Here is a 26,440-nt window from a genome sequence, read left to right as displayed (position 1 = left end):
GATTTACCGTCATCGACCACTGACGTCAGTAGGGCGAAATGCACTGACGCCGGCGACCGTTGTAAGGTTGAAATGTGTTGTCATAAGCCCTGTAGGAGCGATATCGCGCGAAGCACCAATCGGCATGCGAACCACCGGTGCGGTAGTAGCGCCGGCCGCCATCATAATATCTCGGTTGGGCGAGAAGGCCGCCGATGATGGCCCCGGCAGCCAGACCGCCAAACGCCGCACCATAGTTGTTATCGTAATCACGGTAGCGTCGGTAGTTGCCGTAGTCGCGGTAATTGCGTCGATTGTCGTAGTAGCCGCCATTGCGGTATTGGCGCCTGATGTAGGGACCGCGATTGCCGCCATAACGGCCAATGCCCCAGGAACTGCGATAAGACTCGACCTGCTGAACATCCGTCACTTGAAGCTTTGGACGTTCGATGGATGGAAATGCCTGAGCCGGCGCAACGCTTGAAAAGGCGGTGGCCAGCGATAAACTAATGATTGCGAACATTTTCATGTGAGTCACCATTTTACCTTTCAGCCTATTAAACGCTTCCAGAGACAGTTTTGTGCCCCGATTGAATCAAAATAACCATATTGTGATCGCACCGCACGCGATAAGCGCCTTTTCAGAGCCATTTTTCACGTTACGCGCTTGAATGTCCATTTGACCGTAAACTCGCCGCTGCGCTTTAGCTTGGTCTTTGTGCGCACCCGGACCGGCCCGCCCAACGCAGCCTCCGCATCTTCGAAAGCCTGACGTGCCTCGGCCATCGCCCGGTGATAGGCACTGTTGTCACGCTTCGGGCTATCGGCGATCGCCTTAAGAAGGGCAATCGTATCCAGCTTGTTTTCGGCCATGAATGGGCGGCTCCTTCTGGCCATGTCGAGGCTGCATTCGACACTTATCGCGACCACGAACACAGATGGGTCCAATACATCACCCTGTTCGACCTGCTCAAGGCAAACATCCGGATAAACATGCAACAGGTAAATCTGTTGCCGGCGAGGAAAATATGTCACCAAGGCCTCACCGCGTTCGCAGTCAAATCCAGCGAGTATCAATGACCCCCTTGCCCCTAACCAAGCCTGCATGTCCAAGCCTGCGCAAGACGGCGATTGTGTGTGTCGCAATCTCGCAGCTTGCGGCCTGCGCCATGCGCCCGACGGATGCTGTTTTGCAGCCGTCAAGCGCTGCAGGCGGCGAACGGCAAATCGCGCTATTGACGGCGACCAATAGAACGAAAGAAGCCGACAGTCGGGGTTTTGCAAGCGGCCGAGCGCAGTCGATGGCGTTCGAGCACTATACGATCTCCATTCCGCCGACGCATGAACCGTCCAAAATCGAATGGGCAAAGGGCAAACCAGACGCGAAACGCGACTTCGTCGTCACGAAGAGGACGGCCATCGACAGACAAAAGTTCGCGGCGTTGGCGGGGACGCCGGCACCCGACGGTTCGGTCGGTCTGTTCGTTCACGGTTACAATTACAGCTACCAGGAGGGCCTGTTCCGGCTGGCGCAGATCGCGGCGGATGCAAAGACCGGCGCGACGCCGGTTCTGTTCTCTTGGCCGTCAGAAGCTGCATTGACCGGCTACGTGGCTGACAAGGACGCAGTGCTGTTTTCGCGGGACGACCTAGTAGCTGTCATCACCGAGATGTCGCGGCGGCCCCAGGTGAAAAAGCTCATTCTTTTCGGACACAGCATGGGATGCTTCCTGATCATGGAGGCCCTGCGGCAGATCAAGCTCCAAGGCCATGACGATATCCTGGACAAGCTTGTCGTCATCCTGGCCGCACCGGACATTGATGCAGATGTCTTCGGCAAGCAGCTGGCCGTGATTGGACCGTTGCAAACACCACTGACGTTGTTTGTGGCGAAGGACGACAAGGCGCTGAGAGTTTCCAGCTTTCTCGGTGGAGAAAGACAACGCGCCGGGCGGCTTGATGTTGACGATCCGATCGTCGAGGAGGCTGCCGCCCGGTACCGCATCAAGGTGATCGACATCACCTCGGTGAAGGCGGACGACAGTCTGGGTCACGACCGATACGCCAATCTCGCTGCCATCGGTCCGCAACTCGTCTCACTGGACAAGCGTGAGGGCACATCGTCCGGGGAGACCGGCGCATTTGTGTTCGATGCTGCGGCATCCGTTGTTTCCAGCCCTTTCAGGCTGGCACGCAGAGTCGTTACCGGACAGTGAGGCAGCACCTCGCCATCAACGGAGAGCGGCGGCTGTCGCGGTTAAACCGACATTTCACAACCGCCACTCCACCAAATCCCCTACTCCGCCGCTTCCGCCCTCGGAACCGGTACATAGTTCAATATCGGCCCCAGCCAACGTTCGACCTCACCGACCGGCATATCCTTGCGTTCGGCATAGTCCTCGACCTGGTCGCGCTCGACCTTGGCGACGCCGAAATAGTAGGCGTCCGGGTGGCCGATATAGATGCCGGAAACGGAGGAGCCGGGCCACATGGCAAAGCTTTCCGTGAGTGTCACACCGATTTGCTCTTCGGCCTTCAGCAGATCGAACAAAGTTGCCTTTTCGGTATGATCCGGCTGCGCCGGATAGCCCGGTGCTGGGCGGATACCGGCATAGGGTTCGCCGGCCAGTTCGCCCGGTGCGAAGGTCTCATCGGCTGCGTAGCCCCAGAGTTCCTTGCGGACATATTCGTGCAGCCGCTCGGCAAAGGCTTCGGCAAACCGGTCGGCCAAGGCTTTGACCATGATCGACGAATAATCGTCATTGGCCCGCTCGAAGCGCTCGGCAATCGCCACTTCCTCGATCCCGGCGGTGACGACGAAGCCGCCGAGATAATCCTGCTTGCCGCTATCAACCGGGGCGACGAAATCCGACAAGGCGACATTCGGGCGGCCATCGCGCTTGGCCATCTGCTGACGCAGCGTGAAAAAGGTGGCCCGTTCCGTCGACCGGCTTTCGTCGGTGAACAAGCGGATATCGTCACCGGCAACGCCGGCCGGCCAAAATCCGACAACGGCTTTTGGCGCAAACCATTTTTCGGCTATGACCTTGCCCAGCATCGCCTGCGCATCGGCGAACAGCGCGCGCGCGGCTTCGCCCTGGCGCTCGTCGTTGAGGATTTTCGGATAGACGCCCTTCATCTCCCAGGTTTGGAAAAACGGGGTCCAGTCGATATACTCGGCCAGTTCCGCCAGGTCCCAGTTCTGGAAAACCCGCGTGCCGAGGAAAGACGGCGTTTTCGGCTGGTAGGCGTCCCAATCGACTTTTTGGGCATTGGCGCGGGCCTTGGCCAGCGGCAGGCGCTGCTTTTCCAGTTCGTTGCGGGCATGTGCGTCCGCGACCTTCTTGTATTCGGCCCGGACGGTGTCGATGTAGCCGCCCTTCATCTCCGGCGACAAGAGGCTGGAGACCACGCCGACGGCACGGCTGGCGTCGGTGACGTAGATCGCCTGGCCCTGATTGTAGCGCGGATGGATCTTGACCGCAGTATGGACACGGCTGGTCGTCGCGCCGCCGATCAACAGCGGAATATTGAACCCTTCGCGCTCCATTTCGGCCGCCACATGTGCCATCTCATCCAGTGATGGCGTGATCAGACCGGAAAGACCGATGATATCGACATTCTTTTCGCGGGCGACCTCAAGGATCCTGGCCGAGGGCACCATAACTCCGAGGTCGATGATTTCGTAGTCGTTGCAGGCCAGAACGACGCCGACGATATTCTTGCCGATATCGTGCACATCGCCCTTCACCGTCGCCATCAATACCTTGCCGGCACTCTTGCGCTCACCAAGGCCGCCACCGGCCAGCCGTTCGGCTTCCATATACGGCAGCAGAATCGCAACAGCCTGCTTCATCACGCGGGCGGATTTCACCACCTGCGGGAGGAACATCTTGCCGGCGCCGAAGAGATCGCCGACGACATTCATGCCGGCCATCAGCGGACCTTCGATGACATGCAGCGGCCGCTGGGCATTCTGCCGGGCTTCCTCGGTGTCAGCCTCGATGAACTCAGTGATGCCGTTGACCAGCGCGTGTTCAAGCCGCTTTTCGACAGCCCATTCGCGCCATTTCAGGTCCCGTTCCTTGGCCTCCTTGCCGGCGGTGCCCTTGAAGCGTTCGGCCAGTTCCAGCATGCGTTCGGTCGAGTCGGCGCGGCGGTTGAGAACCACGTCCTCGCAGGCTTCCTTCAGCTCTGGCTCGATCTGGTCATAGACCACCAGCTGACCGGCATTGACGATGCCCATGTCCATGCCCGCCTGGATGGCATGGTAGAGGAACACCGCATGCATCGCTTCGCGCACCGGTTCATTGCCGCGGAACGAGAAGGACAGGTTGGAGACGCCGCCGGAAATATGCACATGCGGCAGCGTTTCGATGATTTCACGCGTCGCCTCGATGAAATCGACGCCGTAATTGTTGTGTTCCTCGATGCCGGTGGCGACCGCAAAGACGTTCGGGTCAAAGACAATATCTTCCGGCGCAAAATTGGCCTGCTCGGTCAAAAGCTTGTAGGCGCGGGTGCAGATCTCGACCTTGCGGGCCTGCGTATCCGCCTGCCCCTGTTCGTCGAACGCCATGACGACGACGGCGGCGCCATAGGCGCGGCAAAGCCTTGCGTGATGCAGGAAGGCTTCCTCGCCTTCCTTCATCGAGATCGAATTGACCAGCGGCTTGCCCTGCACGCATTTCAGGCCAGCCTCGATGATCTCCCATTTCGAACTGTCGATCATCACCGGAACGCGGGCGATGTCCGGCTCGGCGGCGATCAGGTTGAGGAACTCGACCATAGCCTGCTTCGAATCGATCAGGCCCTCGTCCATGTTGATGTCGATGATCTGAGCGCCATTGGCCACCTGATCGCGGGCGACATCGAGCGCCGCCGCATAGTCACCGGCGGTGATCAGCTTGCGGAACTTGGCAGAACCCGTGACATTGGTGCGTTCGCCGACATTGACGAACGGAATGTCCTTGGTCAGCGTGAATGGCTCCAGGCCGGACAGCTTCATCAGCCGCGGCACATCCGGGATTTCGCGCGGGGCATGTTTTGCCACAGCTTGCGCGATCGCCCGTATATGCGCCGGCGTCGAACCGCAGCAGCCGCCGACGATATTGACCAGGCCTTCGCGGGCAAAGCCTTCGATCTGGGCGGCCATTTCATCCGGGGTTTCGTCATACTGGCCGAACTCGTTGGGCAGACCGGCATTCGGATAGGCGCAGACGAATGTGTCGGCAACGCTGGCAATTTCAGCGAGATGGGCGCGCATGGCGTTGGCGCCGAGCGCACAGTTGAGACCGATGGTGAAGGGATCGGCATGGCGCACCGAATGCCAGAAGGCGGTCGGCGTCTGGCCCGACAGCGTGCGGCCGGACAGGTCGGTGATCGTACCGGAGATCATCACCGGCAGGCGGATGCCCATCTCTATGAAGACTTCCTCGGTGGCAAAGATCGCCGCCTTGGCGTTCAGCGTATCGAAGATGGTTTCGATCAGAATGATATCGGTGCCGCCGTCGATGAGGCCGCGCAACTGCTCGGTATAGGCGATGCGCAGATCGTCGAAAGAGACGGCGCGATATCCGGGATTATTGACGTCCGGCGAGATCGAAGCCGTGCGGTTGGTCGGACCCAAGGCGCCTGCAACGAAACGGCGCTTGCCGTCGACCTGCTGGGCGCGCAATCCGGCACGCCGCGCAAGACGCGCGCCATCGCGGTTGAGTTCATAGACCATCGCCTCCATGCCGTAATCGGCCTGGGCAATGGATGTTGAGGAAAACGAGTTGGTCTCGAGGATGTCAGCGCCGGCGATGGCGTAGTTATAGTGGATTTCCTCGATCGCGCCCGGCTGGGTCAACGTCAGAAGGTCATTGTTGCCCTGCAGATGACATTCGCAGGCACCGAAGCGGTCACCGCGAAAATGGTCTTCGCCAAGGCCGAGTTGCTGGATTTCCGTACCCATCGCCCCATCCATGATCAGGATGCGTTCGCGGGCCGCAGCTTTCAGCGCGGCCATCACTTCGGATCCATCCGGCTTGGGTAAAACGGCACCGAAAAGTGCATCAATGGCGGACATGGGAAATCTCCCGTTCTGAAAACGACAATAAACTGCAAATCAGAGATCACATAAAGATATCTTTATGTCAATATATGAGTTGCTTATTTGATCACCCTGGAAACAAAGCGGCCCGCCCCTGTTGGAAGGCGGGCCGTTTGAAAAAGCGATTAGATATCTTGGTTTAGAGCCGCTTCAGGCAATCGTCCAATTCATAGATGGCGCAAAGGATATGATAGAGGCTGCTGGCCGGCGCCGGTTCATCGACGAAGGAACCGTCAGCCTTCTGCTTATCCCGCCAAAGGCCTTCGACCGGCGTTTCGAGAAAGCACTGCAACGCAGTTGCGGCGCGAACGGCCGACCGCAGGTAACGTTCGCGCTCCTCGCCCTGCGTCAGCGCTGCAAAACGGATTGCCGACTTCAGCCATTCCGTCTGCGGCCATAGCCGGGCAATCGGATCGGCAACGGAAAAATCGTCGAGGAGCGTCATGACGGCGACATCGCGCGGCTGGGCAATGCCATATTGCTCGCCGATTTCGAACAGCCGCCGGGCTTTGACCAGTGCGTCGGCATTACCGCGCCGCTCGCCCCAGCGCAACAACAGCCAAGCCCATTCGAACTGGTGGCCAGGCTCGACGATGCGGCCCTGGTTGCCCGGCATCGGTGCCCAGTCATGATCGAAGAACTCCCGCAGCGCGCCGGTTTCCCGGTCGATGAAATGTTCCGTGCAGAGGAAGGCGATCTCGTCGGCCAGATTGGTCCAGGCAACAGTGTCGAAACCCTCCACCGTCTCGCTGGCAAGGCACGCCTCGAACAGGTGCATATGCGGGTTCGATCCGAGCGGCAGGCGGGGAGGATTGTCTTCCTCAAAGCCCGCCAACGGATGTTTGCAGTGGGCTTCCAGTCCGTCGCGCAACGCATTGCTGCGGTCGATCATCTCCTCGCTGCGCCCCGGAAACACCTGCGCCAGATACGCAAACGACAAGAGCGCGAAGGCCTGATTGTAGAGATCGAAGGACGCATCGATAAGAGTGCCGTCGGCATCGGCAAGTGCGCCGTAAAAACCGCTTGGCTGCAGATAGACCCGATCGAAATAGGCGAGACCCTCGGTAGCAGGCGTCTGCCAGTCGCCCGGCCAACCACGTCGCCCGGCTTCCGCAAAGCAATAGACCTGGCGTGGCTGGACGCGCGAACGACGGTTGGCCCGGGTTGGCTGCGCCGCCATGTCGATCGTCTCGACAAAGCCGCCGCCGGCTCCATCAAAACCCTTGTCCCGCCAGAGCGGCAAAGCCTTTTCGGCAAGCCATTCGTTGAGTTTCGCGGAAAAACCGGCAATATCCATTGTCATCTATCCGTTCAGTGTCATTCGCCAAGCCTCAGCCCGGCACTATCCTTGCCGAGAAGCTGGGCAAGCGCTTCGATGACCATGATGTGATCGTCGCGCTGCGGCAAGCCCGAAACGGTAACCGCACCGATACAGCCGGTGCCCTTGACGACAATCGGGAAGCTGCCGCCGTGCGGCGCGAACTCGGTGTCCGGCAGGCCGAACTTGGTGGTGATATCGGTGCCTTGCTTGGCAAGCGCAAGGCCGACGGCATAGCTGCTCTTCAGGAAGCGGAAAACGCAATTGCGCTTGCGGCGCACCCAGCTTGGATTGTCCGGCGTCGAGCCCTCCAGCGCGGCGTAAAAGACGGGCATGGAAAACAGCGTCACGTCGATGACGACGCCGAGCTTTTGCTCCACCGCCATTTTGCGCAGCAGCGATCCCAGCGCCCAGCCTGTTTCCAGGCTGAAACTGTCGAACTGCAGTTCCTTTTCCTGAAGGGCAATCCGCTCCAGATCCGCATCGATACTCATTCTGCTCTCCCATTTGTTTTTAGTCTTTCCAGAGCCATGCGGCACCGCGCACGCCGGAACTGTCGCCATGCACCGCCTTGCGGATCGGCGTTTCGAAACTGTCGCCAAAGATGTATTTGACGATCAGGTCGGGCAATTCATCATAGATTTCATCGACATTTGACATGCCGCCGCCGAGTACGAAGACATCCGGATCGACGATATTGGTCAAAAGCGCCAGGCTGCGGGCGAGTCGGTCGACAAAGCGGTCATAGACGGCGGTCGCCACCGGTTCGCCGTTGCGCTTGTCGGCGATGATATCGCGGCCGCGCCGGTCAACCCCCGTGGTCAGACGGTAATCCAGCTCCACGCCCGTGCCGCAGGCGTACATATCGAGACAGCCGTGTTTGCCGCACCAGCATGTGTGGCCGGGATACTCGTCCTCGGTCATCCAGGGCAGCGGATAATGGCCGATTTCGGCGGCAATGCCCTGATAGCCGGCATGCACATGCTTGCCGATCGCCAGCCCGCCGCCGTGACCGGTCCCGACGATCACGCCGAACACCGTATGCGCGTCCTTGCCGGCGCCATCGACGGCTTCCGAGATCGCCAGGCAATTGGCGTCATTGGCAAGCCGGACCTCGCGGCCGAGCGCTGCGCCGAGATCGCGTCCAAGCGGCTGGCCATTCAAAAGCACGGCATTCGAATTGCGCACGATCCCTGTGCGCGGATTGGGACTGCCGGGAATGCCGATGCCGATCGTGCCCGCTTCGCCGGCCGTCTGCTCGGCGGCAGCGACCAGTTCCTGAACGGCGCGGATGCAGGCGTCGTAACCGCTGGTCGGCGTGGCGATGCGATGCCTCGCCCGCGTTGCGCCATCGCGATCGAGCGCGATGACTTCCATTTTCGTGCCGCCCCAATCAATTCCAATGAACATGCCGGATCAAACTCTGTGGGTGTCGTTGTCAAAGGCGGCGCCGTCACGGCCGGGTCTCCTCCCCGTTTCGCCGCTCCCTGCTTAACATCGGAAAACCGTCCCGCGCCAGCCCCGGCCTGCGTCACGCACATCAGAAAGGCCTGTTCGCAGAAAACCGCCAAAACCACACCGGAAACACTTGGCTTCCACGCCCACCTTTTGTAAGGGTTCTTCAGGCTGGTCCCATAGCTCAGCAGGATAGAGCGCAAGATTCCTAATCTTGAGGCCACTGGTTCGAATCCAGTTGGGATCACCACCTATCTTGATGCCACGATATCTATAGGAAATACGTACCGGCGGAGCGCGGTTCTTCCGTCCGGCAGGCAAGACCTCTCCCTGCAATTTCAAGCTCGAGTATGCGGCAAAATAGACACATCTTTCAGCCTGCCATCGCTGCCCCGCTGAATATTTGCATTGTCTTTATTCGCAGCAGGCAAGCCTCGTGACAGTATAGTTGCCGATAGATTGTGTTTGTCGATTCCGATCGCGTTGAAATGAGGAGATGCTGCCATGGATAGACCAATGACCATCAGAACGCTGGCGGCCGTTGCCGTGCTTCTATCCGCAACGTCCGGCATGGCGGCGGAACGCGGCGCAGGATTCTATCTGCTCGGTTCAAAAGGCCCCGCAGCCGGCATCGCACCTCCACCAGGCCTGTATTTCCAGAACGACATCTGGCTGTATGACGGCAGCCTTGGGGGCGGCAAGCAGTTGCCAACGGGCGGCAAGCTTGCGGTCGGTGTCGAGGGACAAGCCGTGCTTTCCGCGCCGACCCTGCTCTGGGTGCCGGAGGAAGAAGTTCTGAATGGCCGTCTTGGCTTGGGAGTGACCGTACCATACGGCTGGATGAAGACGAACGCGGATGTGACGATCGCAGGCCCGCTCGGCGGCACGGCGAGTGGTGAGATCACGGACACGGTATTTACCGTTGGAGACCCGCTGGTCAGTGCCAGCCTTGGCTGGGATGCCGGCAACCTGCACTGGCAGGTGGGAACGATCGTCAACGTGCCGATCGGCGATTACCAGGACGGTGAGATTTCTAATCTTGCCTTTCATCACTGGGGCGCAGACGTCAATGCTGCGCTGACCTGGCTTGACCCGGCCAGCGGTTTCGAACTGTCCGGCGCGCTTGGCATGACATTCAACGCAGAAAATCCTGCGACGGACTACCGGTCAGGCAATGAACTGCATTTCGAGTGGGCCGCCCTGAAACATTTCGGGCAGAAATGGGATATGGGCCTGGTCGGCTACGCCTATCACCAGACCACGGGTGACAGCGGTGACGGTGCGACAGGTCCTTTTAAGGGCACGGCAAATGCGCTGGGCGCAACGATCGGTTGGAATTTCGACGTCGCCGATCACCCCATTTCCGCCCGCATCAAGTATTTCCACGAATTTGGCGTCAAGAACCGCGCGGAAGGCGACTCCGTGTTCCTGACTATCGCTATGCCTTTGAACAGTCCGAAAAAAAGCACCCCGGAATGAGTTCAGCGATGATTCGAAACAGCGCGTAAAAAGACGCTACCCGGCAATCAGGTGTCAGCCGGCGCGCCCTGCGGTCCTGGTGACGGTACGAAGCCCGCTGTGTGGGTTGAGTTCGGGCAGCGGGGAAGCGGGGAAGGTCCGCTCCGGTTTTTGAGCCTTCTTCCGCCACGTCAGGACAGCCTGCGTCAAGGCTGCCCGGTCAAAGGCGGGATGGTCGCGCTCTGCGCCGAAGAGCTCACTCTCAAGTTTGCCGGTCTGCCTGGAGACGCCTTCATCTGCGGCTGCCGATACCCAGACCGCTATAGATCCGTATCCTGCGGAACGGACCCAGTCGTCAAGGTGACGGTAGATCGCGACGGGGTTGTCGGACTGGATAGAGCCGATCAGCAGCTTAAATTTTCGCGGCTCGGAACTCCGTCGCACATCTCGCAACGCGAGCACCTTCCTTCCTATCCTCGGCAGCAAGCGGAACATGGCGTAACCCGCAGCCAGCAAACCAACGATGGCCGCCGCGACCAGCAGCACAACCCTTTTCGACAGCCAGGTTTGCGTACCTTGATGATCCTGCGCCAACCGGGGTGCCAGCTCTGTGGCCGCCGGAACGGACGGCGCGACTTTCACGGGCGTAGCCGGAAGCGTCGCGACTTCATTCGCCTGCGTATCGATGTCGAACCAGGGATACGACACGGCGGGAATCTCGAAAGCACCTGCAGCCTCGGCGATGTAGGTGATGGTGTCCGTCCGGGTGCTTCCCGTCGTCCTGCCTTCGCCGGCCACGCCGTCAGCGATCTGCGGAGATTTCGAATACTGTTTGAAGCCCTTGGTGGCAAGGACCTGGATGGCGGGGATCATCATTGCCTGCGTGTCTTCGGCAAACAGGGTGATCGTTCGAACCACGGCGTCACCAACCGTCAACGCCGATGGATCGCGATCGAAGGACTGGCTGATCGTCAGGTCCCTTGCCGCAAAGATCAGGGTTGGCGTTGCACCGTCAGGCGTGCCGGCGACGGTAAAGCTCACCTGTTGCAGAACAGCCTGCCCAGACACTGGTTTGCCGTCCTGGGAATACCCGAGCGTGATCACCGCAGGCGGAAGCGTGAACGTACCTGCGGCTTCAGGAACCACCGCATAGGTTCGCCGTATCCCGGAATATTGCACGCCATCGATCGTCTCGACCATGTTCTGCGCGCGTTCACCGGACAGGGTCACGATCGCGTCCGGCAAATCGAACAGCGGAAACTGCGGTGGCGATGTGAAGAAATCCGGCACGAATATTTCGACCGTGATCTGAACCTGCTGGCCGGGCACGATCCTGCCTTTGTCTTCGACGGCGGCGCGGGTGAACGGCTCGGCGGCATAGGCGATCGAGCCGAGTGCCAGCCAGACTGCGATGACGGCGCGGAGCATCATCATGGCTTCTTACCCTCCGCTTCGATGGCGAACTTGCGCGCCATGAGATCGGCGGGACTGACGATGATATTCTTCATCCAGAGCTCTGACGTCTGCTCGGCGATGCTGATGGTGGCCGCCTTGCCCTTTTTGCCCTTGTCGTCGAACTGGATGCTGTCGGGCGGCAGGCTCGGTGCGTCTTGCTGCTCTTCCTCCTCATCCTTCTTCTGCTTCACAAGCTGTTCCGCAATGGCGAGGTTTGCAACGGCATCGGACCATTCCGGCCTTTTCTTCAGCGCATTCTTGTATGCAGAGACCGCCTCATCGAGCTTGCCGAGATGCAAAAGGGCGTTCCCCTGATCATACCAGCTCTCGGCGCTGTCTGTGGCGGCAAGGGCATCCAGCGCCTCGGCATACTTGCCCGCGCGATAGAGAGATGTTCCCTTCCACATCGGGTCGGCGAAATGCGCCGCTGCACCGTCGAAATCGCCTTTTTCAAAGGCCATCCGCCCCTGCTGGTCCGGTGTCAGCCACATGTCCACAAAGCCGGCTGCCTGGACATTGGAAGGCAGCAGCACGTGGGCGCAGAGGAGGACCACGCCAACCCGGACGATCCACCCCTTGCGAAAAGTGAGAGCGAAGAGCAGCAGCAAAGGGCCGATCAACCACCATCCTGCATCCCGCCAGCGATCGCCCTCAGCCGCCCGCTTCTTTGCGAAGTTGGTGCGGATGCGTTGTGATACCCAGCGGACGTCCGTATCATCGTCCGTAAATGTAGCGACATCCGCGCCAGCGAGCGCGTGGAGGTTTTTCAATCCTTCGACGTCGAGCTTCGCGGCAACCCTGGCCCCTGCCGCATCCGTCAGAAAACTGCCGTCCGAGCCTTTTACCGGCCCGCCTTCAGCCGTGCCGATGCCGAGCACGACGATCCCCTGCCTGGACTTGAGCTTGAGGGCATCGAATGCCTTCTGCTCGATCCCGTCGGTCAGAAACAGGATGGTGCCGGGTACATCCTCCGAAGCAAGAGTGGCCTCGGCAAGCGCGAGAGCCTTGGCGGTATCCTTGCCATCGACAGGCATGATCCGCGTCGCCAGCGCATCCGTGTAAGTCTCGATCAGCGACACATCTTCAGTGAGCGGCAAAACCAGATGCGCCGACCCGGCATAGGCAATGACCGCCGTGCGCGCGCCGGAGCGTCCGGCGACGATGTCTCTGATCTTCAGCTTGGCGCGCTCCAGCCGCGACGGGCTGACGTCGATGGCATCCATTGTCGGCGAGAGATCGACGGCGATGACGAGGGGAGCCGTATCTTCCACGAAAGGCGGCAACTCCCGCTCCCATGCCGGCCCGGATACCGCCAGGATCGCCCCTGTCAGAACGGCGGCCAGAAGCCATGACGGACGCATACGGGATCCAGGAGAACGGTCGATAATCAGGCTATCGAGAAGATGCGGCTCGATCATTCCCTTCCACTGGCGGCTTGTATCGGCGGAGCGTGCCGACATCCAGACGATGATCGCGGGCACGGCGAGTGCCAGAAGCCACCAGGGTCTGAGGAGATGAAGATCCTCGATCATACAGCAGCTCCCCTTCTGAAGAGCCCCATCAGGCCGCTCGAAAGGTAGTATGCGGCAAGGATCGCAATCGCCAGACCGAGCGGCCAGTGGAACAGCTCGATGCGCGGCCGCCAGGAAAGGTTCTTCTGGTCCTGCGGCGTGATCTTGTCGAGCGTGTCATAGATGGTTGCAAGCTGCGTCTGGTCCTGTCCGAAGAAATAGCGCCCGCCGGTTTCAGCCGCGATTTTCTGCAGCGTCGAGGTATCGAGCTTGTCTTCGCCGGATGCCTTCGGATCGCCGATCCCGACCGTGTGGATGACGACCTTTTTCTGTTTGGCAACATCGGCGGCCTTGGCCGGAGGCATGCGGCTCGCCGTGTCGTTCCCATCGGTCAGAACGATCAATACCTTTTCAGGCACCGTGGTCTTTTCGAACATCTTGATGGCAAGCCCGATGGCATCTCCGAGCGCTGTGCGCGGGCCGGCAATTCCAGGAAGCGTATCGGCGATCACCGCCTGGACGGTGTTGTGATCCATCGTGAAGGGCACGAGTGGATAGGGCGCGTCGCCGAAGGCTATCAGCCCGATCCGGTCGCCTGGACGCTTCCTCACGAAATCGGCAACCACTTTGCGGACCGCATCCACGCGCGCCTCTGTGCTGCCATCCGGCGAACGGAAATCCTTGGTGTCCATGGACTGCGACAGATCCAGCGCAAGCAGCAAATCGCGCTGCGGTTCGACTTTCTCGATCGGCGGTTCGACGAATTGCGGGCGGGCGATGGCGACGACCATCAGGCACCAGACCAGTGTTTCGCAGAGACATTGCGTCCAGCTCCGGCGGGCGACCACCGATCCTTCGGACGGATCGACCCCCGCAGCCTCAGTGACCTGCCGGAAGAACGGAAGTCTGACCGACGCCGAGGTTTCGCGGCGGGCGGGCAGAAGCCACCAGACCAGCAGCGGCACCGGGATGAGGACAAGCAGCCATGGAAGATCAAGCTGATACATGATGCCGCCTGATCCAGAGCCTTGCCGAGGAAACCACAGTCTTGCAGAGCGCGTCGGGAATGCCGCGCAAGCCGCTGCCATTACGATATTCATCGCCGTCGAGAAGTGGCTGCAAAGCGCTGATGTCGCCCGCCTCGCAATGCCGTTTCAGGAAATCGATCCATGCCGCTCCCGAAAGGGTCGCCACCTCTTCGCGTTTCCACGCCACCAGAGCGACGCGCTTCAGCATTTCCGCCAGATCACCCATCGCGTCATGGCGGGTCTGCGGGTCGAGGACGCGCGGTTCGATGCCGTTCAGTTCGACAAGCGCCTGCCGGCGATAGGCGTTAGCCCGGTAGCGCCGGAGTGCCCGAAGGGCGAGAAGCACACCCACAACCAAAAGGAACACCGCGACTAGTCCCCAACCCCATGTCTGCGGCATCCACGATACGGGCTCTGGGAGAGCTATATCTTTGAGCGATTCAAGTGCAACTTTCGTCAGAGGATCAAGTGGGGGCACCGTGTCCGGTTCCATCAGCGCCTCCGTTGCCGCCAAGCGGCCTGTTCGAGAAGCCTTCTGAGCTGCGGCGCGGTTTCTTCCGCCGCCGAAACCGGAAGCATCGGCAGACCCAGTTCCCGCTGCCAGTCCCGAAGTTCGCGACCCCGGTCGCGCGCGAACGTGTCGATGGCCTGCCTGACATCGGCGCGGCGCAACGGCAGTTCCGCCTGCAGGCCACCGCCGCTGACGACGATGTCGCCGGAGGTTGGGAGATCAAGGAGGAAGGGGTCGTAGACGAGAATGCAGATGACGTCGTTGCGGCCGGAAAGCCTGAGCAGAATATCCCGCGTCGCGGCGCTGTGACCGTCGAAGTCGGTAATGACGATGACGAGGTGGTCATGATGGGCGATGCTGGCGACCCGCTGAAGTGTCATATCGAGCGAGGCAGGAGATGGCGGCTCCGAAAATCCGGCATCGAGGCTGCCGTTTTGCGCAGCGATCTTGCCGGCAAGCGTGATCACCGCCTCGCGGCTGCGGTGCGGACGAACCTCATCGATGTCGGTATCGTTGAAGACGAAGCCTCCCACCCGGTCACCCGAGCCAAGAATGCGCCACGCGCAAAGCATGGCCGCTTCAGCCGCCGTTACCGATTTCATCGCGCGGCGGCTGCCGAAGAACATGTTGATCCGCTGGTCGACGACAACGAGGGCGGGGCGTTCCTTTTCCTCACTGTAGACGCGCACGACGGGCTTGTTCGTGCGTGCCGTCACACGCCAGTCGATGGAGCGGATGTCATCGCCAGGCAGGTAGTCGCGCAACTCCTCGAACGTCAGTCCACGGCCACGCATCGAGGACTGCATCCGGCCCGCAAGCTGCTGGTGGCTGCGGGATTTTTGAACGAAACTCAGGTCGCGTGCGCGCGCTTCGAGCGCTACGAGTTGTTCGGTCGTGACGTGGATGCCATATGGCGCTTGGCTCGCAGGCATCTCATCTCCTCACGAAACCGCCACGAGTTCGACGATTTTATCGATCACCGTGTCCGGCGTGGTGTTGGAGGCATGCGCTTCGTAGGAGAGGATGAGCCGGTGCCGGAAAACATCGTGGACGATGGCCTTGACGTCATCCGGAGTAACATAGTCGCGGCCCTTCAGCCAGGCATAGGAGCGCGAGACCTTGTCGAGGCCGATCACGCCGCGCGGACTGACGCCGACCTGCAGCAATTTTGCGAGGTCCTTGTCATAACGCTCCGGATAGCGCGTGGCAAAGACAAGCGCGACCATGTACTTCTCGACAGGATCGGACACCGTCACGGTGCCAATTTCCTTGCGGGCATCGAACACCGCCTTGGGATCGAGGCGGTCAGGAGCGGCAGATTTCGAATGTTCCGTGGCATTCTCTTCGCCACGCACCAGCCGCATGATGGCGGCCTCTGAAGCCTCGTCGGGATAGCCGACTTCGATGTGCATCAGGAAACGGTCGAGCTGGGCTTCCGGCAGCGGATAGGTGCCTTCCTGCTCGATTGGATTCTGCGTCGCCATGACCATGAACAACTCGGGCAGCGGATAGCTCTTGCCGCCGACGGTGACCTGCCGTTCCTCCATGGCTTCCAGCAAAGCCGACTGCACCTTGGCGGGTGCGCGGTTGATTTCGTCGGCGAGGATCAGGTTGGCGAAGATCGGTCCCTGCTGGAACTTGAACTCGCCCTTGCCGCCCTCGCTGAAATAGATTTCTGATCCGGTGATGTCCGCCGGCAAGAGGTCCGGCGTGAACTGGACGCGGGAAAGTTCGGAATTCAGGTTCTTCGCAAGGCTTTTAATGGCCCGTGTTTTTGCAAGCCCTGGAAGGCCTTCCACCAAAAGGTGGCCGTTGGCGAGCAGACCGAGGAGCAGGCGCTCGACCATCTCTTCCTGGCCGATGATGGATTGGCCGATGCGGGTACCGAGGGCGAGGATGTCATCACGAGCGGTCATGCGGAACCCTATGAAAATCCGGTTGGCGAGACGCGCCGGTCGCCCGGCGCATCTCTGATTTGAAGGCTACTTCTCGATGCCTCGGTCCTTGAAGGACTGGTCGATCGCCTTGTCGACCTGTGCACGGACGCCCTCGATGTTGAAGCTGGCGACGCGCTGGCTAGGCGGGTACTTGACGAACGTTTCGAGGAAGGCGGCGCCCTGCAACTGACCCTTCACCAGCAGGTAATCGTTCCTGACGAGGAAGTCGTTGTACTGGTCCGAGACCACATCGGCGCGTTCGTAGGGGTCCATGCGCAGGTTGTAGAGCTTCGGTATGCGAAGGGTTACGAATGGCTCCTGCCAGACTTCGAAGCCTCCCGGAGTTCTCTGCTCCTTGAACACGACCTTCCAATCATCGTAGCGCGTCGCGACGAGGTCACCATCGTCATCAAAATAGTAGAACTGGTTGCGAGCGCTCTTGTCGGACTTGCCCGTGATGTAATCGAGCTGATTATAGCCGTCGAGATGGTTCTTGAAACTCGTCGCACTGCCTTCCGGCTTCCAGCCACTCAGCAGGCGGCCTTTCACGTCGGGATCGCCGGCTGCGGCAAGTAGGGTCGGAAACCAGTCAAGACCCGCGAACATCTCGTTCGACACCTCTCCGGGCTTTACGTGTCCCGGCCAGCGGACCATGGCGGGGACACGGAACGCGCCTTCCCAGTTGGTGTTCTTTTCCGAGCGGAAGGGCGTGGTGGCAGAATCTGGCCAAGACCACTGGTTCGGGCCATTGTCCGTGGTGTAGACGACGATCGTGTTGTCGGCGATGCCAAGTTCATCAAGCTTCTTGAGGAGTTTGCCGACATCACCGTCATGTTCGACCATGCCATCAGCATATTCATTGCCCTGCATGCCGCTCTGGCCGCGCATCGACTCGCGGACATGCGTGAATGCGTGCATTCGCGTCGTGTTCATCCAGGTGAAGAATGGCTTCTTGGCCTTGGCCTGACGGTCAATGAAGTCGATCGCGGCTGCGGTCGTTTCGTCGTCGATCGTCTCCATGCGCTTCTTCGTAAGAGGCCCGGTGTCCTCCACCTTGCCATCGGCGGACGCCTTGACAACGCCGCGCGGGGAGTAGGATTTCAGGAATTCCTGGTCGTCCTTCGGCCAGTAAGCCGCCTCGGGCTCTTCTTCGGCATTCAGGTGGTAGAGGTTGCCGAAGAACTCGTCGAACCCGTGCTTGGTCGGCAGGTATTCGTCTTTGTCGCCAAGGTGGTTCTTTCCGAATTGCCCGGTTGCGTAGCCGAGCGGTTTCAGCGCTTGGGCGATAGTGATATCGCCATCCTGCAATCCGACGGGTGCGCCGGGCGCTCCCACCTTGCAGAGGCCGGTCCGAAGGCAGGCTTGCCCAGTGATGAATGTCGACCGCCCGGCGGTGCAACTGTTCTCGGCATAGTAATCCGTGAACATCAGACCTTCCTTGGCGATGCGGTCGATATTCGGCGTCTTGTAGCCGACGACGCCAAATGAGTAGGCCGAGATATTGGTCTGGCCGACGTCGTCGCCGAAGATGACCAGAATATTAGGCTTTGCCGCCGTGGCATCCTGGGCTTGCGCGGTGGCAAAGGGAACGGCCATCAGGGACATGGCGGCTGCGGCGGTGGCGCTCAGCAATTTGCGCGAAAGTTTACTGGTCATGATGGTCTCCCATCTCGGCGTGTTGAAAGTCTCCGGACATTGCGGATCTCCTCTTCGCGGGACAGTCGGAGCTGCCCCGGCAGGTCGCTGTTTCGACCCCGCAACTCTGATGGGAAAATGCGCCGGAGGAAGTACGTTACGGTAACAATCGCAACGATCCGGCGTAAAAAGGTCTTGGCCCTAACTATGACCGGTCAACGCCGCAGCGGATCAAGCCGATATCGGGGTTACGAAACAGGCGAGTTTACGGTGGTCGGCCATCGGGACAACCAATAACGTGAGCCGCGCCGGTATCACGATGAAACAGCTTGGAAGATAGACGCGGGGCGATCGGCTTGCGATGGCAGCGTTGCCAGCTGGCAGGGGCGATTTGCAGGGGGAACATTCTCCCCCTGCAAGATTGTTCGTTCGAAGAACATTAATAACCGATGCGTACGCCGCCCGGATCAGCGGCGCCGAAGTCCGGCACCGGGCTGTAACCCTGGTATTGCGAGTAGGTCGTGTTGTTCGCGCCGGTACTTGCGCATCCCGAAAGCGCTAGAAGTGCCAGTACAGCAACGGCCATCAAAGACTTAAGGGGCATGGTTTTCTCCTGTCGAAGGGAATTGGCCGGAAGGCCGGATGGCCATGGCAAATGTTCGTCTAAATCATCTTCAATGACAAGTAGGGTCGTCACTGCGAAAGGCGAGATAACAAACGGTAGCGTAAACGCAATTTCAAAGGAAAACGTGCCGCCGGAAATCCGTAAGGGTCCGGACAAAGAAAAAGGCCGGGTGAAAACCCGACCTCTCCGACCCGTCTCGACAGCGATTGCCAGTACATCCGTGGTCAACCGCTGGAAACGAATTCCATGAGCGCAATATGGCGAAGGAATGTAACCGTTTCAAGACAAAGCGAAAAATAAGAAAAACATCGCTGAGAATATCAAGCCGCATCCAGCGCCATCGTCAGATCTGCGATCAGATCATCGGGATGCTCGATGCCGATCGACAGCCGGATGGTCGATTCCAGCACACCGATCCGTTGACGCACCTCCAGCGGCACGCCGGAATGGGTCATCGTGGCCGGATGACTGGCAAGCGATTCCGTGCCGCCGAGGCTGACGGCGAGTTTGAAGATCTGCAGCGCATTCAAAAACTTGAATGAGGCCGGCTGGCCGCCGCGAATATCGAACGAAAAAGTCGATCCCGCGCCAGTGCACTGCGCGGCAAATGTCTTGCCGAGCGGCGATTGCGGGTCGTGATAGGGTAGGTAGTGAATGCCCTCGACCTTCGGATGATCGCGCAGGAAATTGGCGATTTCGAGCGCATTGTTGTTGGCTTTTTCCATGCGGATCGACAATGTCTCCAGTGAACGTCCGAGCATCCAGCAGGAATGCGGATCAAGCTGCGTGCCGATGGCGCCGCGCAGCGCCTTGACCTGTTTCATCACCGATTTTGCACCGAGAGCAGCACCGGCGATCAGGTCCGAATGACCGCCGACATACTTGGTCAGTGAATAGAGCGAGATGTCAGCGCCATGCTCGATCGGCCGCTGGAAGACCGGGCCAAGCAGGGTATTGTCGCAAGCGACGATCGGCGTATGCCCCTGTTTCTTGCCGATAGCGTCGGCAATCCTGCGGATCATCGCGACATCGACGAGGCTGTTGGTGGGGTTGGCCGGCGTTTCGATCAGGATCATCGAGACGCGGCCTTTCGCCATCGCCTGTTCAGCCGCTGCCTGCACCGACGCCTCGTTGACGCCATCGGCAAACCCGACGGCAGCAACGCCCATGTTAAGGAACGTCTTTGCCAAAAGCGTTTCGGTGCCGCCGTATAGCGGCTGCGAATGAAGAATGGCGTCGCCCGGCCGGACGAAGGCCAGCAGCGTCGTCGCAATCGCCGACATGCCGGAGGAAAACAGCGCGCAGCTTTCCGTACGCTCGTAGACGGCAAGGCGATCCTCGACGATTTCGCTGTTGGGGTGATTGAAGCGGGAATAGACCAGCCCCGCCCCGGTGCCTGCCGGCGGTTCGCGACGGCCGGAAACGAAGTCAAAGAAATCGCGTCCTTCCTCGGCCGACTTGAAGACGAATGTGGAAGTCAAAAACACCGGCGGCTTGACTGCTCCTTCGGAGAGTTCCGGGTCATAGCCATAGTTCAGCATCAGCGTTTCGGGATGCAGTTTATGATTGCCGATATGGGTCTTTGAAGGATGTGGAGCGGTCATGACAGTCTCCGGGATTTGATGCGAATACTGCAGTCTACATCAATTTTTGCCACCGCTTCTTGCCAATCTGCGGGTTTTTTCATCCAAAAATTGCGGGACATCGACGAAGACAGGCAAAATCTCGCAGTTGGCGCCATGGCGAATTGAAGCTCACGTCAACTTCGGGCCCGCCCATAACGGTCAATCCACCGAACCGCTCTTGGTCGTGCCGGGCACGTTCATCTTCTTGCGCTCGCGGGCCATGTCGCTGACGGCGGCGCGCAGGCGCGGATGGCGGGCCATGAAAATGTTGAAATCGCGCCGGTCGAGTTTCAGGAACTGGCAAAAATCCACCGCGATCACGTCTGCGGTGCGCAATCCGCCGCTAAGCAGCGCCATCTCGCCGAAAAATGCGCCGGCCTCCAGCAGGATGGCGTTGCCCGGCAAGCGGACCTCGGCGGCACCCGACGCGATGAAAAACATCGCATCGCCACGCTCGCCAACCCGGATGACCTTGTCGCTTGGCGAAGCCGAGGCCGGGCGGAACAGCAGGAGAAGCTCCTCGAGCGCATGGTCGTTGACTTCGGAAAACAGCGGAAAGGTATGGACCAGCTGCTGCTGCTTCAGCTGCTGCTGGCTTTCCTTTTCATCGTTCCGCGCCTTGATGACGTCGAGTTCGCGACTGAGTATTTTAATTTTCCGCTCGCCGTACCTGGGCGCGCCACCGCTGAGCGCCGCCTTCAACTTTGCCGCAGCCCAGAAAATCAGCGGGTTGAGGGTAATCGAGAGTATGGCGCCGGCCAGGATGAGGTCATACCCCTCCTGAGACATCAGCCCCAGCGAGACGCCAAGGCCGGCAACGATGAAGGAAAATTCGCCGATCTGGGCAAGGCTCGCCGCCACCGTCAGCGCCATCGACATCGGATAGCGCAGCATCAGCACGAAACCGGCGGCAATCAACGATTTTCCAACGGTGATCAGCGCCAGGATGGCAAGAACCGCCAACGGCTGCTCGATGAGGATCTGCGGATTGAACAACATGCCGACCGACACGAAAAACAGCACCGAAAAGGCGTTCTGCAAAGGCAGAGAATCCGCCGCCGCCCGGTGGCTGAGATTCGATTCGCTCATGACGACACCGGCAAAAAATGCGCCGAGGGCAAATGAAACGCCGAAGAGCATGGCCGAGCCGAAGGCGATGCCGAGCGCAATAGCGAGAACGGTGAGCGTGAACAGTTCACGCGATCCGGTGCGCGCGACCAGCGTCAAAAGCCATGGGACGATCCTTGGCCCCAGAACGATGGCAAGGACCGCGAAGGCGCCGAGCTTGACCAGAGTCAGCACGATCGTCAGCGCAACGGGGGTCGCGGCGCCCGCCCCATGCCCCCCGGACCCCTGAGCGCCCAGAACCTCTGCGACGATCGGCAGCAGAACGAGCACCAGGACCATCGCCAGGTCCTCGACGATCAGCCAGCCGATGGCCACCCGGCCATTCGGCGAGTTGACCAGATTTCGCTCCTCCAGCGCCTTGAGCAGAACGACGGTGCTGGCAACGGAAATGCTCAGCCCGAAGACCAGCCCGGCGCCAAGGTTCCAGCCCCAAAGCGTGCAAAGTCCGATCCCCAAAAGCGTTGCCAGGATGATTTGGCCAATGGCGCCGGGGATGGCCACCCCGCGCACGGCGATGAGATCCGCAGCGGAGAAATGCAGGCCGACGCCGAACATCAACAGGATGACGCCAATTTCTGCAAGCTGGGTGGCCAGCGCGGTATCGGCTGTGAACCCGGGCGTAAAAGGGCCCATCAGAATGCCGGCAACCAGATATCCGACCAGCGGCGGCAGGCGCAGCCGATCTGCAAAATAACCGCAGCCCGCAGCCAGTACGAAGCTGATTGCGACGGTTGCCACCAATGCCATATCCTGATGCACGCACTACTCCCGGCTGCTTTCATTCCTTCAATCTGATGTATTTGTATCGTGGGCTGCCAGCAAGTGTTGGACCAATACCATATAGAGGTAAGGGCGCCTTATCGTCTTGGTGGTACCACCGGGATGTCTGCAGCCGGAGCCTTTGGAACAAGCCATCGATCCGCACGTTTCATGCAGGATTAAATAGGATTAAGTAAATGCAAATGACCATGCGCGCTGTCGTCTTCGTGATCGTCGGGTCGATTCTAAGCATTCTCGTCATCAAATATGCCGATAACGATCTGAATGCTTCCGTGCCGATGATGGACCCGGCCACACCAGCAGCACCAGCTTGATCCGGCTGGGATAAAAAACCGCCACAATCAATCGTCACTCGTATCGCTCAAGGAACACACCGCAACTCTGACCGGTGTAAGCCTTGTTGGATTCCGGCCTTGGCAGGTCCGTTTCAGCCGGCAACAGGAGACGAAGTATGACGAAATGGCGCAACGAGCCGATGCTCCCCAATCACGTGCAGCTGTGCCAGCGCGTCTTCGACAAAGCAAGAGCGGCCCGCAGCATAGCCCCCGACAGCGATGCCAATGATCCGGTCGCAGCGCTTGTGCTGACGCTGTATCGCCACGGCGTCCGTGACGAGGAAGAGTTGCTGACGCGCGTTCTCCAGGCGCTCGATGAAAAGTCTTGACCCCGGCGATTGCCACCTTCGCAGCCCGTCGCCACGTTAAAGACTTGACCGTCGAATAATATTGATAAAAACTATAGACTATCAAACGGCCCGACGGTGAGGTGTCATGAACCAGTTGATCGTCAACCCGATGACAGTATCCGGCGCCATCTCAGGCGAAGTGCCGGTTGTCGCCATTATCGGCGGCGGCGTGTCGGGCGCGGCGACTGCTTTTCATCTTGCGCTGTCAAAGCAGACCCCGGCTCCGCAAATCATCGTGTTCGAGCCGCGCGCTTGCCTTGGCAAGGGCCTCGCCTACGACACGACTGAGCCCGCTCACCGCATCAACGTACCGGCCGCGCGCATGAGCCTTTTGACCGACGAACCGGATCATTTCCTTGGCTGGATCGCCGCGCATTCGGCAACGGCCGGCGATGACGATGCGCTGCGGCCCGACGGCGCGCTGTTTCCCCGCCGCAGCGTGTTCGGCGACTATGTCAACGCCATGCTGCAGCCGCTTGTTACCAGCGGCGCTGTACAGCATCGCCGCAGTGCCGTCGCGCATGTGCTGCGCGATGGGGCACACTGGCTGGTCATTGGCGAAGACGGCACGCGGACCAAGGCTGATATCGTGGTCATCGCCACCAGCCACCCGCCGCCGGTGGCGCCGGGCCAGCTTCAAGCCGTGCTGAAGGACCATCCCAGGTTCGTGCCCGACCCAACGCGAGCAGGCGCACTTGCGGCCATCCGTCCAACGGACCGCGTGCTTGTCGTCGGCAACGGCCTGACCTCGGCCGATGTGATCGCTGCGCTGGCGCTGAACGACCATAAGGGGCCGATTACCGCGATCTCACGCCGCGGACTGCGCTCCCGCGGCCATGCACCGGTGGCGCAGGACCCCACCGGCGACTTCCTGACCGCGCCGGCCTTAACCGCGCGGGCACTGCTGAAAAATATCCGCACGGCCATCCGGCAAGCGGCACTGGACGGCGGGACCTGGCACGGCGTCATCGATCAGGTGCGCGCGCAGGGACAAGCGCTGTGGCAGGTTTTGCCGCTGGTGGAACGGCAGCGCATCGTCCGGCATTTGCGGCCCTTCTGGGACGTCCACCGGTTCCGCGTCGCGCCGCAGGTGGAAGCCGCGCTCGACACGGCGATCGCCGAAGAACGCCTTGAAATCCTCGCCGGATCCGTTGCGCCAAGCCGTATCGAGGCGGACGCGATCCACTGCATGCTGCGTCTGCGGCGATCTCCCGCAATCATCGAGAAAACCTACGACGCGGTGGTCGTTACCACTGGTCCCGGCCATGGCGGCATTCTTGCCAGCCAGCCTTTCCTCGCCGAGCTGTCGCGAAACGGTTACCTTGAGCTAGACCCCACCGGCCTTGGCCTATCCTGCACCCGCAACTCGGAAGCCGTCGGCCCCGTGACGGGCGTAACACCATCCTTGCTGATTGCCGGGCCGCTGGCGCGCGGCACGTTCGGCGAGTTGATGGGCCTGCCGCAGGTGACCGACCATGCCGTGTTCGTAGCGTCAAGGATCGCTGAATGCTTGCAGGCGCAAACGCCAAAAAAGGCGTGAAATCGGCTTTAAGGAAAGACTTTTCTTAGTCCACTCGATCTATAGAAATTATAATCTTATCTTTCCACCTGACTTCTTCCACCCATGGGCCGTGCAAAAAACGGAGCGTGCGATGGAAACCATCTTGCAGTATCAGCCAAGCGTCAAACAAACGGCCGGTCGCCTCCGCAGCGATTTCGAAGCCATCGAGACCGCCCGGGCACTGGCCGGCGATTTCGCCACCCGCGCGTCCGATCGCGACGCCAATCGCACCCTGCCCTATGACGAACTCGACGAGATCGCCAGGTCCGGGCTTCTGGCGATCACCGTTCCTGCCGAATATGGCGGGCTTGATGTCTCCAATGCGATACTGGCGGAAGTGACCGCCATCCTGTCTGAAGCGGATGCGTCGATCGGCCAGATCCCGCAGAACCATTTTTACATTCTCGAAGCATTGCGGGTGGACGGCAGCGAAGAACAGAAGCGCTACTTCTTCGGCCGCGCATTGGCGGGCGACCGTTTCGGCAATGCGCTTTCCGAACGCGGCACCAAGACGGTGGCTGACTACAACACCCGCATCACGCCGGAAGGACCGGGCTACCGTGTCAACGGCCAGAAATTCTATTCGACCGGCGTGCTCTTTGCCGACTGGATTACCGTTTTCGCCCTCGATCCCGAGGATCGGCTAACCATGTCCTTCGTCGCCAAGGGCACCGAGGGTATCGAGATCATCGACGACTGGGATGGTTTTGGCCAGCGCACCACCGGTAGCGGCACCACGATCCTCAACAATGTCTATGTCAATGCCGATGCCATCGTCTTCCATCACAAGGGTTTTGAGCGGCCGACCACGATCGGTTCGGTCGGCCAGATCATCCATGCCGGTGTCGATCTTGGCATTGCGCGTGCAGCCTTTGCCGAAACCCTGGATTTCGTTCGCACCCAGAGCCGCCCGTGGAAAGATGCCGGCGTCGAACGCGCTGCAGACGACCCGCTGACCATCGCCAGGGTCGGCGAGATCGCCATTAAGATAGAAGCGGCCACCGCCCTGCTTGAACGGGCCGGCCGCAAGGTCGATGTCGCCCAGATGGACGCGACGGAGGCCAATGTCGTCGATGCCACTCTTTCTGTTGCCGCCGCAAAGGTGCTGACCACCGAAGTGGCGCTGACCGCCTCCACGACCCTGTTCGAACTCGCAGGCACCTCGGCCACCCGCATCGGCCTCAATCTCGATCGCCACTGGCGCAATGCCCGCACCCACACATTGCACGACCCGGTGCGCTGGAAGGCCCATGTCGTCGGCAATTATCACCTGAACGGCGTGGTGCCGCCGAAGAACGGGGCCTTGTGAGCGCTGGAGACGATTGCGGCGGCGGCATCCTGCCGCCTCAGAATGCTGGCAAAGACTCTTCCCCTCGAAGACTTAAACGGGGGCCTGCATCCGCACGACTATTGCATAGGAGTGAAAGGCTTTCAGCGTTCTCCCTCTTCTCCCCAGCGGGGAGAAGTGCCGAGCGCATGCGAGGCGATGAGGGGGGCTCCAGCGAAGCCGGAGCCTGACAAAGGTGGCCTTCGGCCCCTCATCCGGCCCTGCGGGCCACCTTTGTAACTTCCCTTCTTCCGCATTTGGCGCTGTAATGCCAGTTGCGGTGGCGGATGGAAGACCGTCGCACCTTTGGGACACCAAGCCCGTGGGA

General features: G+C 60.2%; 22 protein-coding genes and 1 tRNA gene. 7 read left to right on the top strand and 16 right to left on the bottom strand.

The window, feature by feature from the left end:
• Positions 1-25: 25 nt before the first annotated feature.
• Complete coding sequence (locus ACP7BS_RS28550; RefSeq protein WP_426240796.1) at positions 26-508, bottom strand: BA14K family protein; 483 nt, start codon at positions 506-508, stop codon at positions 26-28.
• A 125-nt stretch (positions 509-633) separates the two neighbouring features.
• Complete coding sequence (locus tag ACP7BS_RS28545) at positions 634-852, bottom strand: hypothetical protein (RefSeq protein ID WP_426240795.1); 219 nt, start codon at positions 850-852, stop codon at positions 634-636.
• A gap of 317 nt (positions 853-1,169) precedes the next feature.
• Between ACP7BS_RS28545 and ACP7BS_RS28540 the strand changes: the two genes are divergently transcribed.
• Entirely contained in the window at positions 1,170-2,195 is a 1,026-nt protein-coding gene (locus ACP7BS_RS28540; protein ID WP_426233217.1) for an alpha/beta hydrolase, read from the top strand.
• Between the two features lie 80 nt (positions 2,196-2,275).
• Here ACP7BS_RS28540 and metH read toward each other — a convergent pair whose 3' ends face one another.
• From metH to ACP7BS_RS28520, 4 genes are all read right to left on the bottom strand, one after another.
• Positions 2,276-6,049, bottom strand: coding sequence for a methionine synthase (metH, locus tag ACP7BS_RS28535; protein ID WP_426240794.1), 3,774 nt, complete (start codon positions 6,047-6,049; stop codon positions 2,276-2,278).
• Between the two features lie 163 nt (positions 6,050-6,212).
• The gene (locus ACP7BS_RS28530) at positions 6,213-7,376 is read right to left on the bottom strand and encodes an AGE family epimerase/isomerase (RefSeq protein ID WP_426240793.1); all 1,164 of its coding nucleotides are present in this window, start codon (positions 7,374-7,376) and stop codon (positions 6,213-6,215) included.
• 14 nt (positions 7,377-7,390) lie between these two features.
• Entirely contained in the window at positions 7,391-7,885 is a 495-nt protein-coding gene (locus tag ACP7BS_RS28525) for a heme-degrading domain-containing protein (RefSeq protein ID WP_426240792.1), read from the bottom strand.
• A 19-nt stretch (positions 7,886-7,904) separates the two neighbouring features.
• Entirely contained in the window at positions 7,905-8,801 is an 897-nt protein-coding gene (locus ACP7BS_RS28520) for an ROK family protein (protein WP_426233210.1), read from the bottom strand.
• 218 nt (positions 8,802-9,019) lie between these two features.
• On the opposite strand from ACP7BS_RS28520, the gene ACP7BS_RS28515 reads away from it, so the two are divergent.
• Together ACP7BS_RS28515 and ACP7BS_RS28510 are read left to right on the top strand one after the other, a co-directional pair.
• Positions 9,020-9,096 (top strand) — tRNA-Arg (locus ACP7BS_RS28515).
• A 266-nt stretch (positions 9,097-9,362) separates the two neighbouring features.
• On the top strand, positions 9,363-10,325 hold the full coding sequence (locus ACP7BS_RS28510; RefSeq protein WP_426240791.1) for a SphA family protein: 963 nt from the start codon (positions 9,363-9,365) through the stop codon (positions 10,323-10,325).
• A gap of 54 nt (positions 10,326-10,379) precedes the next feature.
• On the opposite strand, the gene ACP7BS_RS28505 is transcribed toward ACP7BS_RS28510, so the two are convergent.
• The 10 genes from ACP7BS_RS28505 to ACP7BS_RS28460 form a co-directional block, all read right to left on the bottom strand.
• The gene (locus ACP7BS_RS28505) at positions 10,380-11,738 is read right to left on the bottom strand and encodes a BatD family protein (RefSeq protein ID WP_426240790.1); all 1,359 of its coding nucleotides are present in this window, start codon (positions 11,736-11,738) and stop codon (positions 10,380-10,382) included.
• Positions 11,735-13,291: a VWA domain-containing protein gene (locus ACP7BS_RS28500; protein ID WP_426240789.1), complete on the bottom strand. Its 1,557-nt coding sequence runs from the start codon at positions 13,289-13,291 to the stop codon at positions 11,735-11,737. Before ACP7BS_RS28500 ends, ACP7BS_RS28505 begins: the two co-directional genes overlap by 4 nt.
• A complete protein-coding gene (locus ACP7BS_RS28495; protein ID WP_426240788.1) occupies positions 13,288-14,277 on the bottom strand; it encodes a vWA domain-containing protein in 990 nt (329 codons plus the stop codon). Before ACP7BS_RS28495 ends, ACP7BS_RS28500 begins: the two co-directional genes overlap by 4 nt.
• Positions 14,264-14,698 (bottom strand): DUF4381 domain-containing protein, encoded by a 435-nt coding sequence (locus tag ACP7BS_RS28490; protein ID WP_426240787.1) that lies wholly within the window; start codon positions 14,696-14,698, stop codon positions 14,264-14,266. Before ACP7BS_RS28490 ends, ACP7BS_RS28495 begins: the two co-directional genes overlap by 14 nt.
• A gap of 92 nt (positions 14,699-14,790) precedes the next feature.
• Complete coding sequence (locus tag ACP7BS_RS28485) at positions 14,791-15,741, bottom strand: DUF58 domain-containing protein (protein ID WP_426240786.1); 951 nt, start codon at positions 15,739-15,741, stop codon at positions 14,791-14,793.
• Between the two features lie 9 nt (positions 15,742-15,750).
• On the bottom strand, positions 15,751-16,725 hold the full coding sequence (locus ACP7BS_RS28480; protein WP_426240785.1) for an AAA family ATPase: 975 nt from the start codon (positions 16,723-16,725) through the stop codon (positions 15,751-15,753).
• Between the two features lie 66 nt (positions 16,726-16,791).
• The gene (locus ACP7BS_RS28475; RefSeq protein WP_426240784.1) at positions 16,792-18,402 is read right to left on the bottom strand and encodes an arylsulfatase; all 1,611 of its coding nucleotides are present in this window, start codon (positions 18,400-18,402) and stop codon (positions 16,792-16,794) included.
• A gap of 418 nt (positions 18,403-18,820) precedes the next feature.
• Positions 18,821-18,985 (bottom strand): hypothetical protein, encoded by a 165-nt coding sequence (locus tag ACP7BS_RS28470; protein WP_426240783.1) that lies wholly within the window; start codon positions 18,983-18,985, stop codon positions 18,821-18,823.
• 341 nt (positions 18,986-19,326) lie between these two features.
• Positions 19,327-20,610 carry a cystathionine gamma-synthase family protein gene (locus tag ACP7BS_RS28465; RefSeq protein WP_426240782.1) on the bottom strand — a complete coding sequence of 428 codons (1,284 nt, stop codon included), beginning with the start codon at positions 20,608-20,610 and terminating at the stop codon, positions 19,327-19,329.
• 180 nt (positions 20,611-20,790) lie between these two features.
• The gene (locus ACP7BS_RS28460) at positions 20,791-22,518 is read right to left on the bottom strand and encodes a cation:proton antiporter (protein ID WP_426240781.1); all 1,728 of its coding nucleotides are present in this window, start codon (positions 22,516-22,518) and stop codon (positions 20,791-20,793) included.
• Between the two features lie 197 nt (positions 22,519-22,715).
• Here ACP7BS_RS28460 and ACP7BS_RS28455 point away from each other — a divergent pair, with 197 nt between their 5' ends.
• From ACP7BS_RS28455 to ACP7BS_RS28440, 4 genes are all read left to right on the top strand, one after another.
• Complete coding sequence (locus tag ACP7BS_RS28455) at positions 22,716-22,853, top strand: hypothetical protein (RefSeq protein WP_426233189.1); 138 nt, start codon at positions 22,716-22,718, stop codon at positions 22,851-22,853.
• Between the two features lie 137 nt (positions 22,854-22,990).
• Positions 22,991-23,203: a hypothetical protein gene (locus tag ACP7BS_RS28450; protein WP_426233187.1), complete on the top strand. Its 213-nt coding sequence runs from the start codon at positions 22,991-22,993 to the stop codon at positions 23,201-23,203.
• A 106-nt stretch (positions 23,204-23,309) separates the two neighbouring features.
• Complete coding sequence (locus tag ACP7BS_RS28445; protein WP_426240780.1) at positions 23,310-24,764, top strand: FAD/NAD(P)-binding protein; 1,455 nt, start codon at positions 23,310-23,312, stop codon at positions 24,762-24,764.
• Positions 24,765-24,876: 112 nt separating this feature from the next.
• Positions 24,877-26,094 (top strand): SfnB family sulfur acquisition oxidoreductase, encoded by a 1,218-nt coding sequence (locus ACP7BS_RS28440; protein WP_426240779.1) that lies wholly within the window; start codon positions 24,877-24,879, stop codon positions 26,092-26,094.
• Positions 26,095-26,440 lie beyond the last annotated feature (346 nt).

It is taken from the genome of Pararhizobium sp. DWP1-1-3 (genome assembly GCF_049896125.1).
GTDB lineage: Bacteria > Pseudomonadota > Alphaproteobacteria > Rhizobiales > Rhizobiaceae > Pararhizobium.
This window is presented reverse-complemented; position numbering and strand designations above follow the sequence as displayed.

What these genes read in the sequence shown, in the direction of transcription:
- ACP7BS_RS28465 (WP_426240782.1), bottom strand. Translation starts at nt 20,610, where the DNA reads ATGACCGCTCCACATCCTTCAAAGACCCATATCGGCAATCATAAACTG.
- metH (WP_426240794.1), bottom strand. Translation starts at nt 6,049, where the DNA reads ATGTCCGCCATTGATGCACTTTTCGGTGCCGTTTTACCCAAGCCGGAT.
- ACP7BS_RS28520 (WP_426233210.1), bottom strand. Translation starts at nt 8,801, where the DNA reads ATGTTCATTGGAATTGATTGGGGCGGCACGAAAATGGAAGTCATCGCG.
- ACP7BS_RS28455 (WP_426233189.1), top strand. Translation starts at nt 22,716, where the DNA reads ATGCAAATGACCATGCGCGCTGTCGTCTTCGTGATCGTCGGGTCGATT.
- ACP7BS_RS28525 (WP_426240792.1), bottom strand. Translation starts at nt 7,885, where the DNA reads ATGAGTATCGATGCGGATCTGGAGCGGATTGCCCTTCAGGAAAAGGAA.
- ACP7BS_RS28505 (WP_426240790.1), bottom strand. Translation starts at nt 11,738, where the DNA reads ATGATGATGCTCCGCGCCGTCATCGCAGTCTGGCTGGCACTCGGCTCG.
- ACP7BS_RS28500 (WP_426240789.1), bottom strand. Translation starts at nt 13,291, where the DNA reads ATGATCGAGGATCTTCATCTCCTCAGACCCTGGTGGCTTCTGGCACTC.
- ACP7BS_RS28530 (WP_426240793.1), bottom strand. Translation starts at nt 7,376, where the DNA reads ATGACAATGGATATTGCCGGTTTTTCCGCGAAACTCAACGAATGGCTT.
- ACP7BS_RS28440 (WP_426240779.1), top strand. Translation starts at nt 24,877, where the DNA reads ATGGAAACCATCTTGCAGTATCAGCCAAGCGTCAAACAAACGGCCGGT.
- ACP7BS_RS28495 (WP_426240788.1), bottom strand. Translation starts at nt 14,277, where the DNA reads ATGTATCAGCTTGATCTTCCATGGCTGCTTGTCCTCATCCCGGTGCCG.
- ACP7BS_RS28470 (WP_426240783.1), bottom strand. Translation starts at nt 18,985, where the DNA reads ATGCCCCTTAAGTCTTTGATGGCCGTTGCTGTACTGGCACTTCTAGCG.
- ACP7BS_RS28480 (WP_426240785.1), bottom strand. Translation starts at nt 16,725, where the DNA reads ATGACCGCTCGTGATGACATCCTCGCCCTCGGTACCCGCATCGGCCAA.
- ACP7BS_RS28445 (WP_426240780.1), top strand. Translation starts at nt 23,310, where the DNA reads ATGAACCAGTTGATCGTCAACCCGATGACAGTATCCGGCGCCATCTCA.
- ACP7BS_RS28485 (WP_426240786.1), bottom strand. Translation starts at nt 15,741, where the DNA reads ATGCCTGCGAGCCAAGCGCCATATGGCATCCACGTCACGACCGAACAA.
- ACP7BS_RS28450 (WP_426233187.1), top strand. Translation starts at nt 22,991, where the DNA reads ATGACGAAATGGCGCAACGAGCCGATGCTCCCCAATCACGTGCAGCTG.
- ACP7BS_RS28490 (WP_426240787.1), bottom strand. Translation starts at nt 14,698, where the DNA reads ATGCCGCAGACATGGGGTTGGGGACTAGTCGCGGTGTTCCTTTTGGTT.
- ACP7BS_RS28545 (WP_426240795.1), bottom strand. Translation starts at nt 852, where the DNA reads ATGGCCGAAAACAAGCTGGATACGATTGCCCTTCTTAAGGCGATCGCC.
- ACP7BS_RS28510 (WP_426240791.1), top strand. Translation starts at nt 9,363, where the DNA reads ATGACCATCAGAACGCTGGCGGCCGTTGCCGTGCTTCTATCCGCAACG.
- ACP7BS_RS28475 (WP_426240784.1), bottom strand. Translation starts at nt 18,402, where the DNA reads ATGACCAGTAAACTTTCGCGCAAATTGCTGAGCGCCACCGCCGCAGCC.
- ACP7BS_RS28550 (WP_426240796.1), bottom strand. Translation starts at nt 508, where the DNA reads ATGAAAATGTTCGCAATCATTAGTTTATCGCTGGCCACCGCCTTTTCA.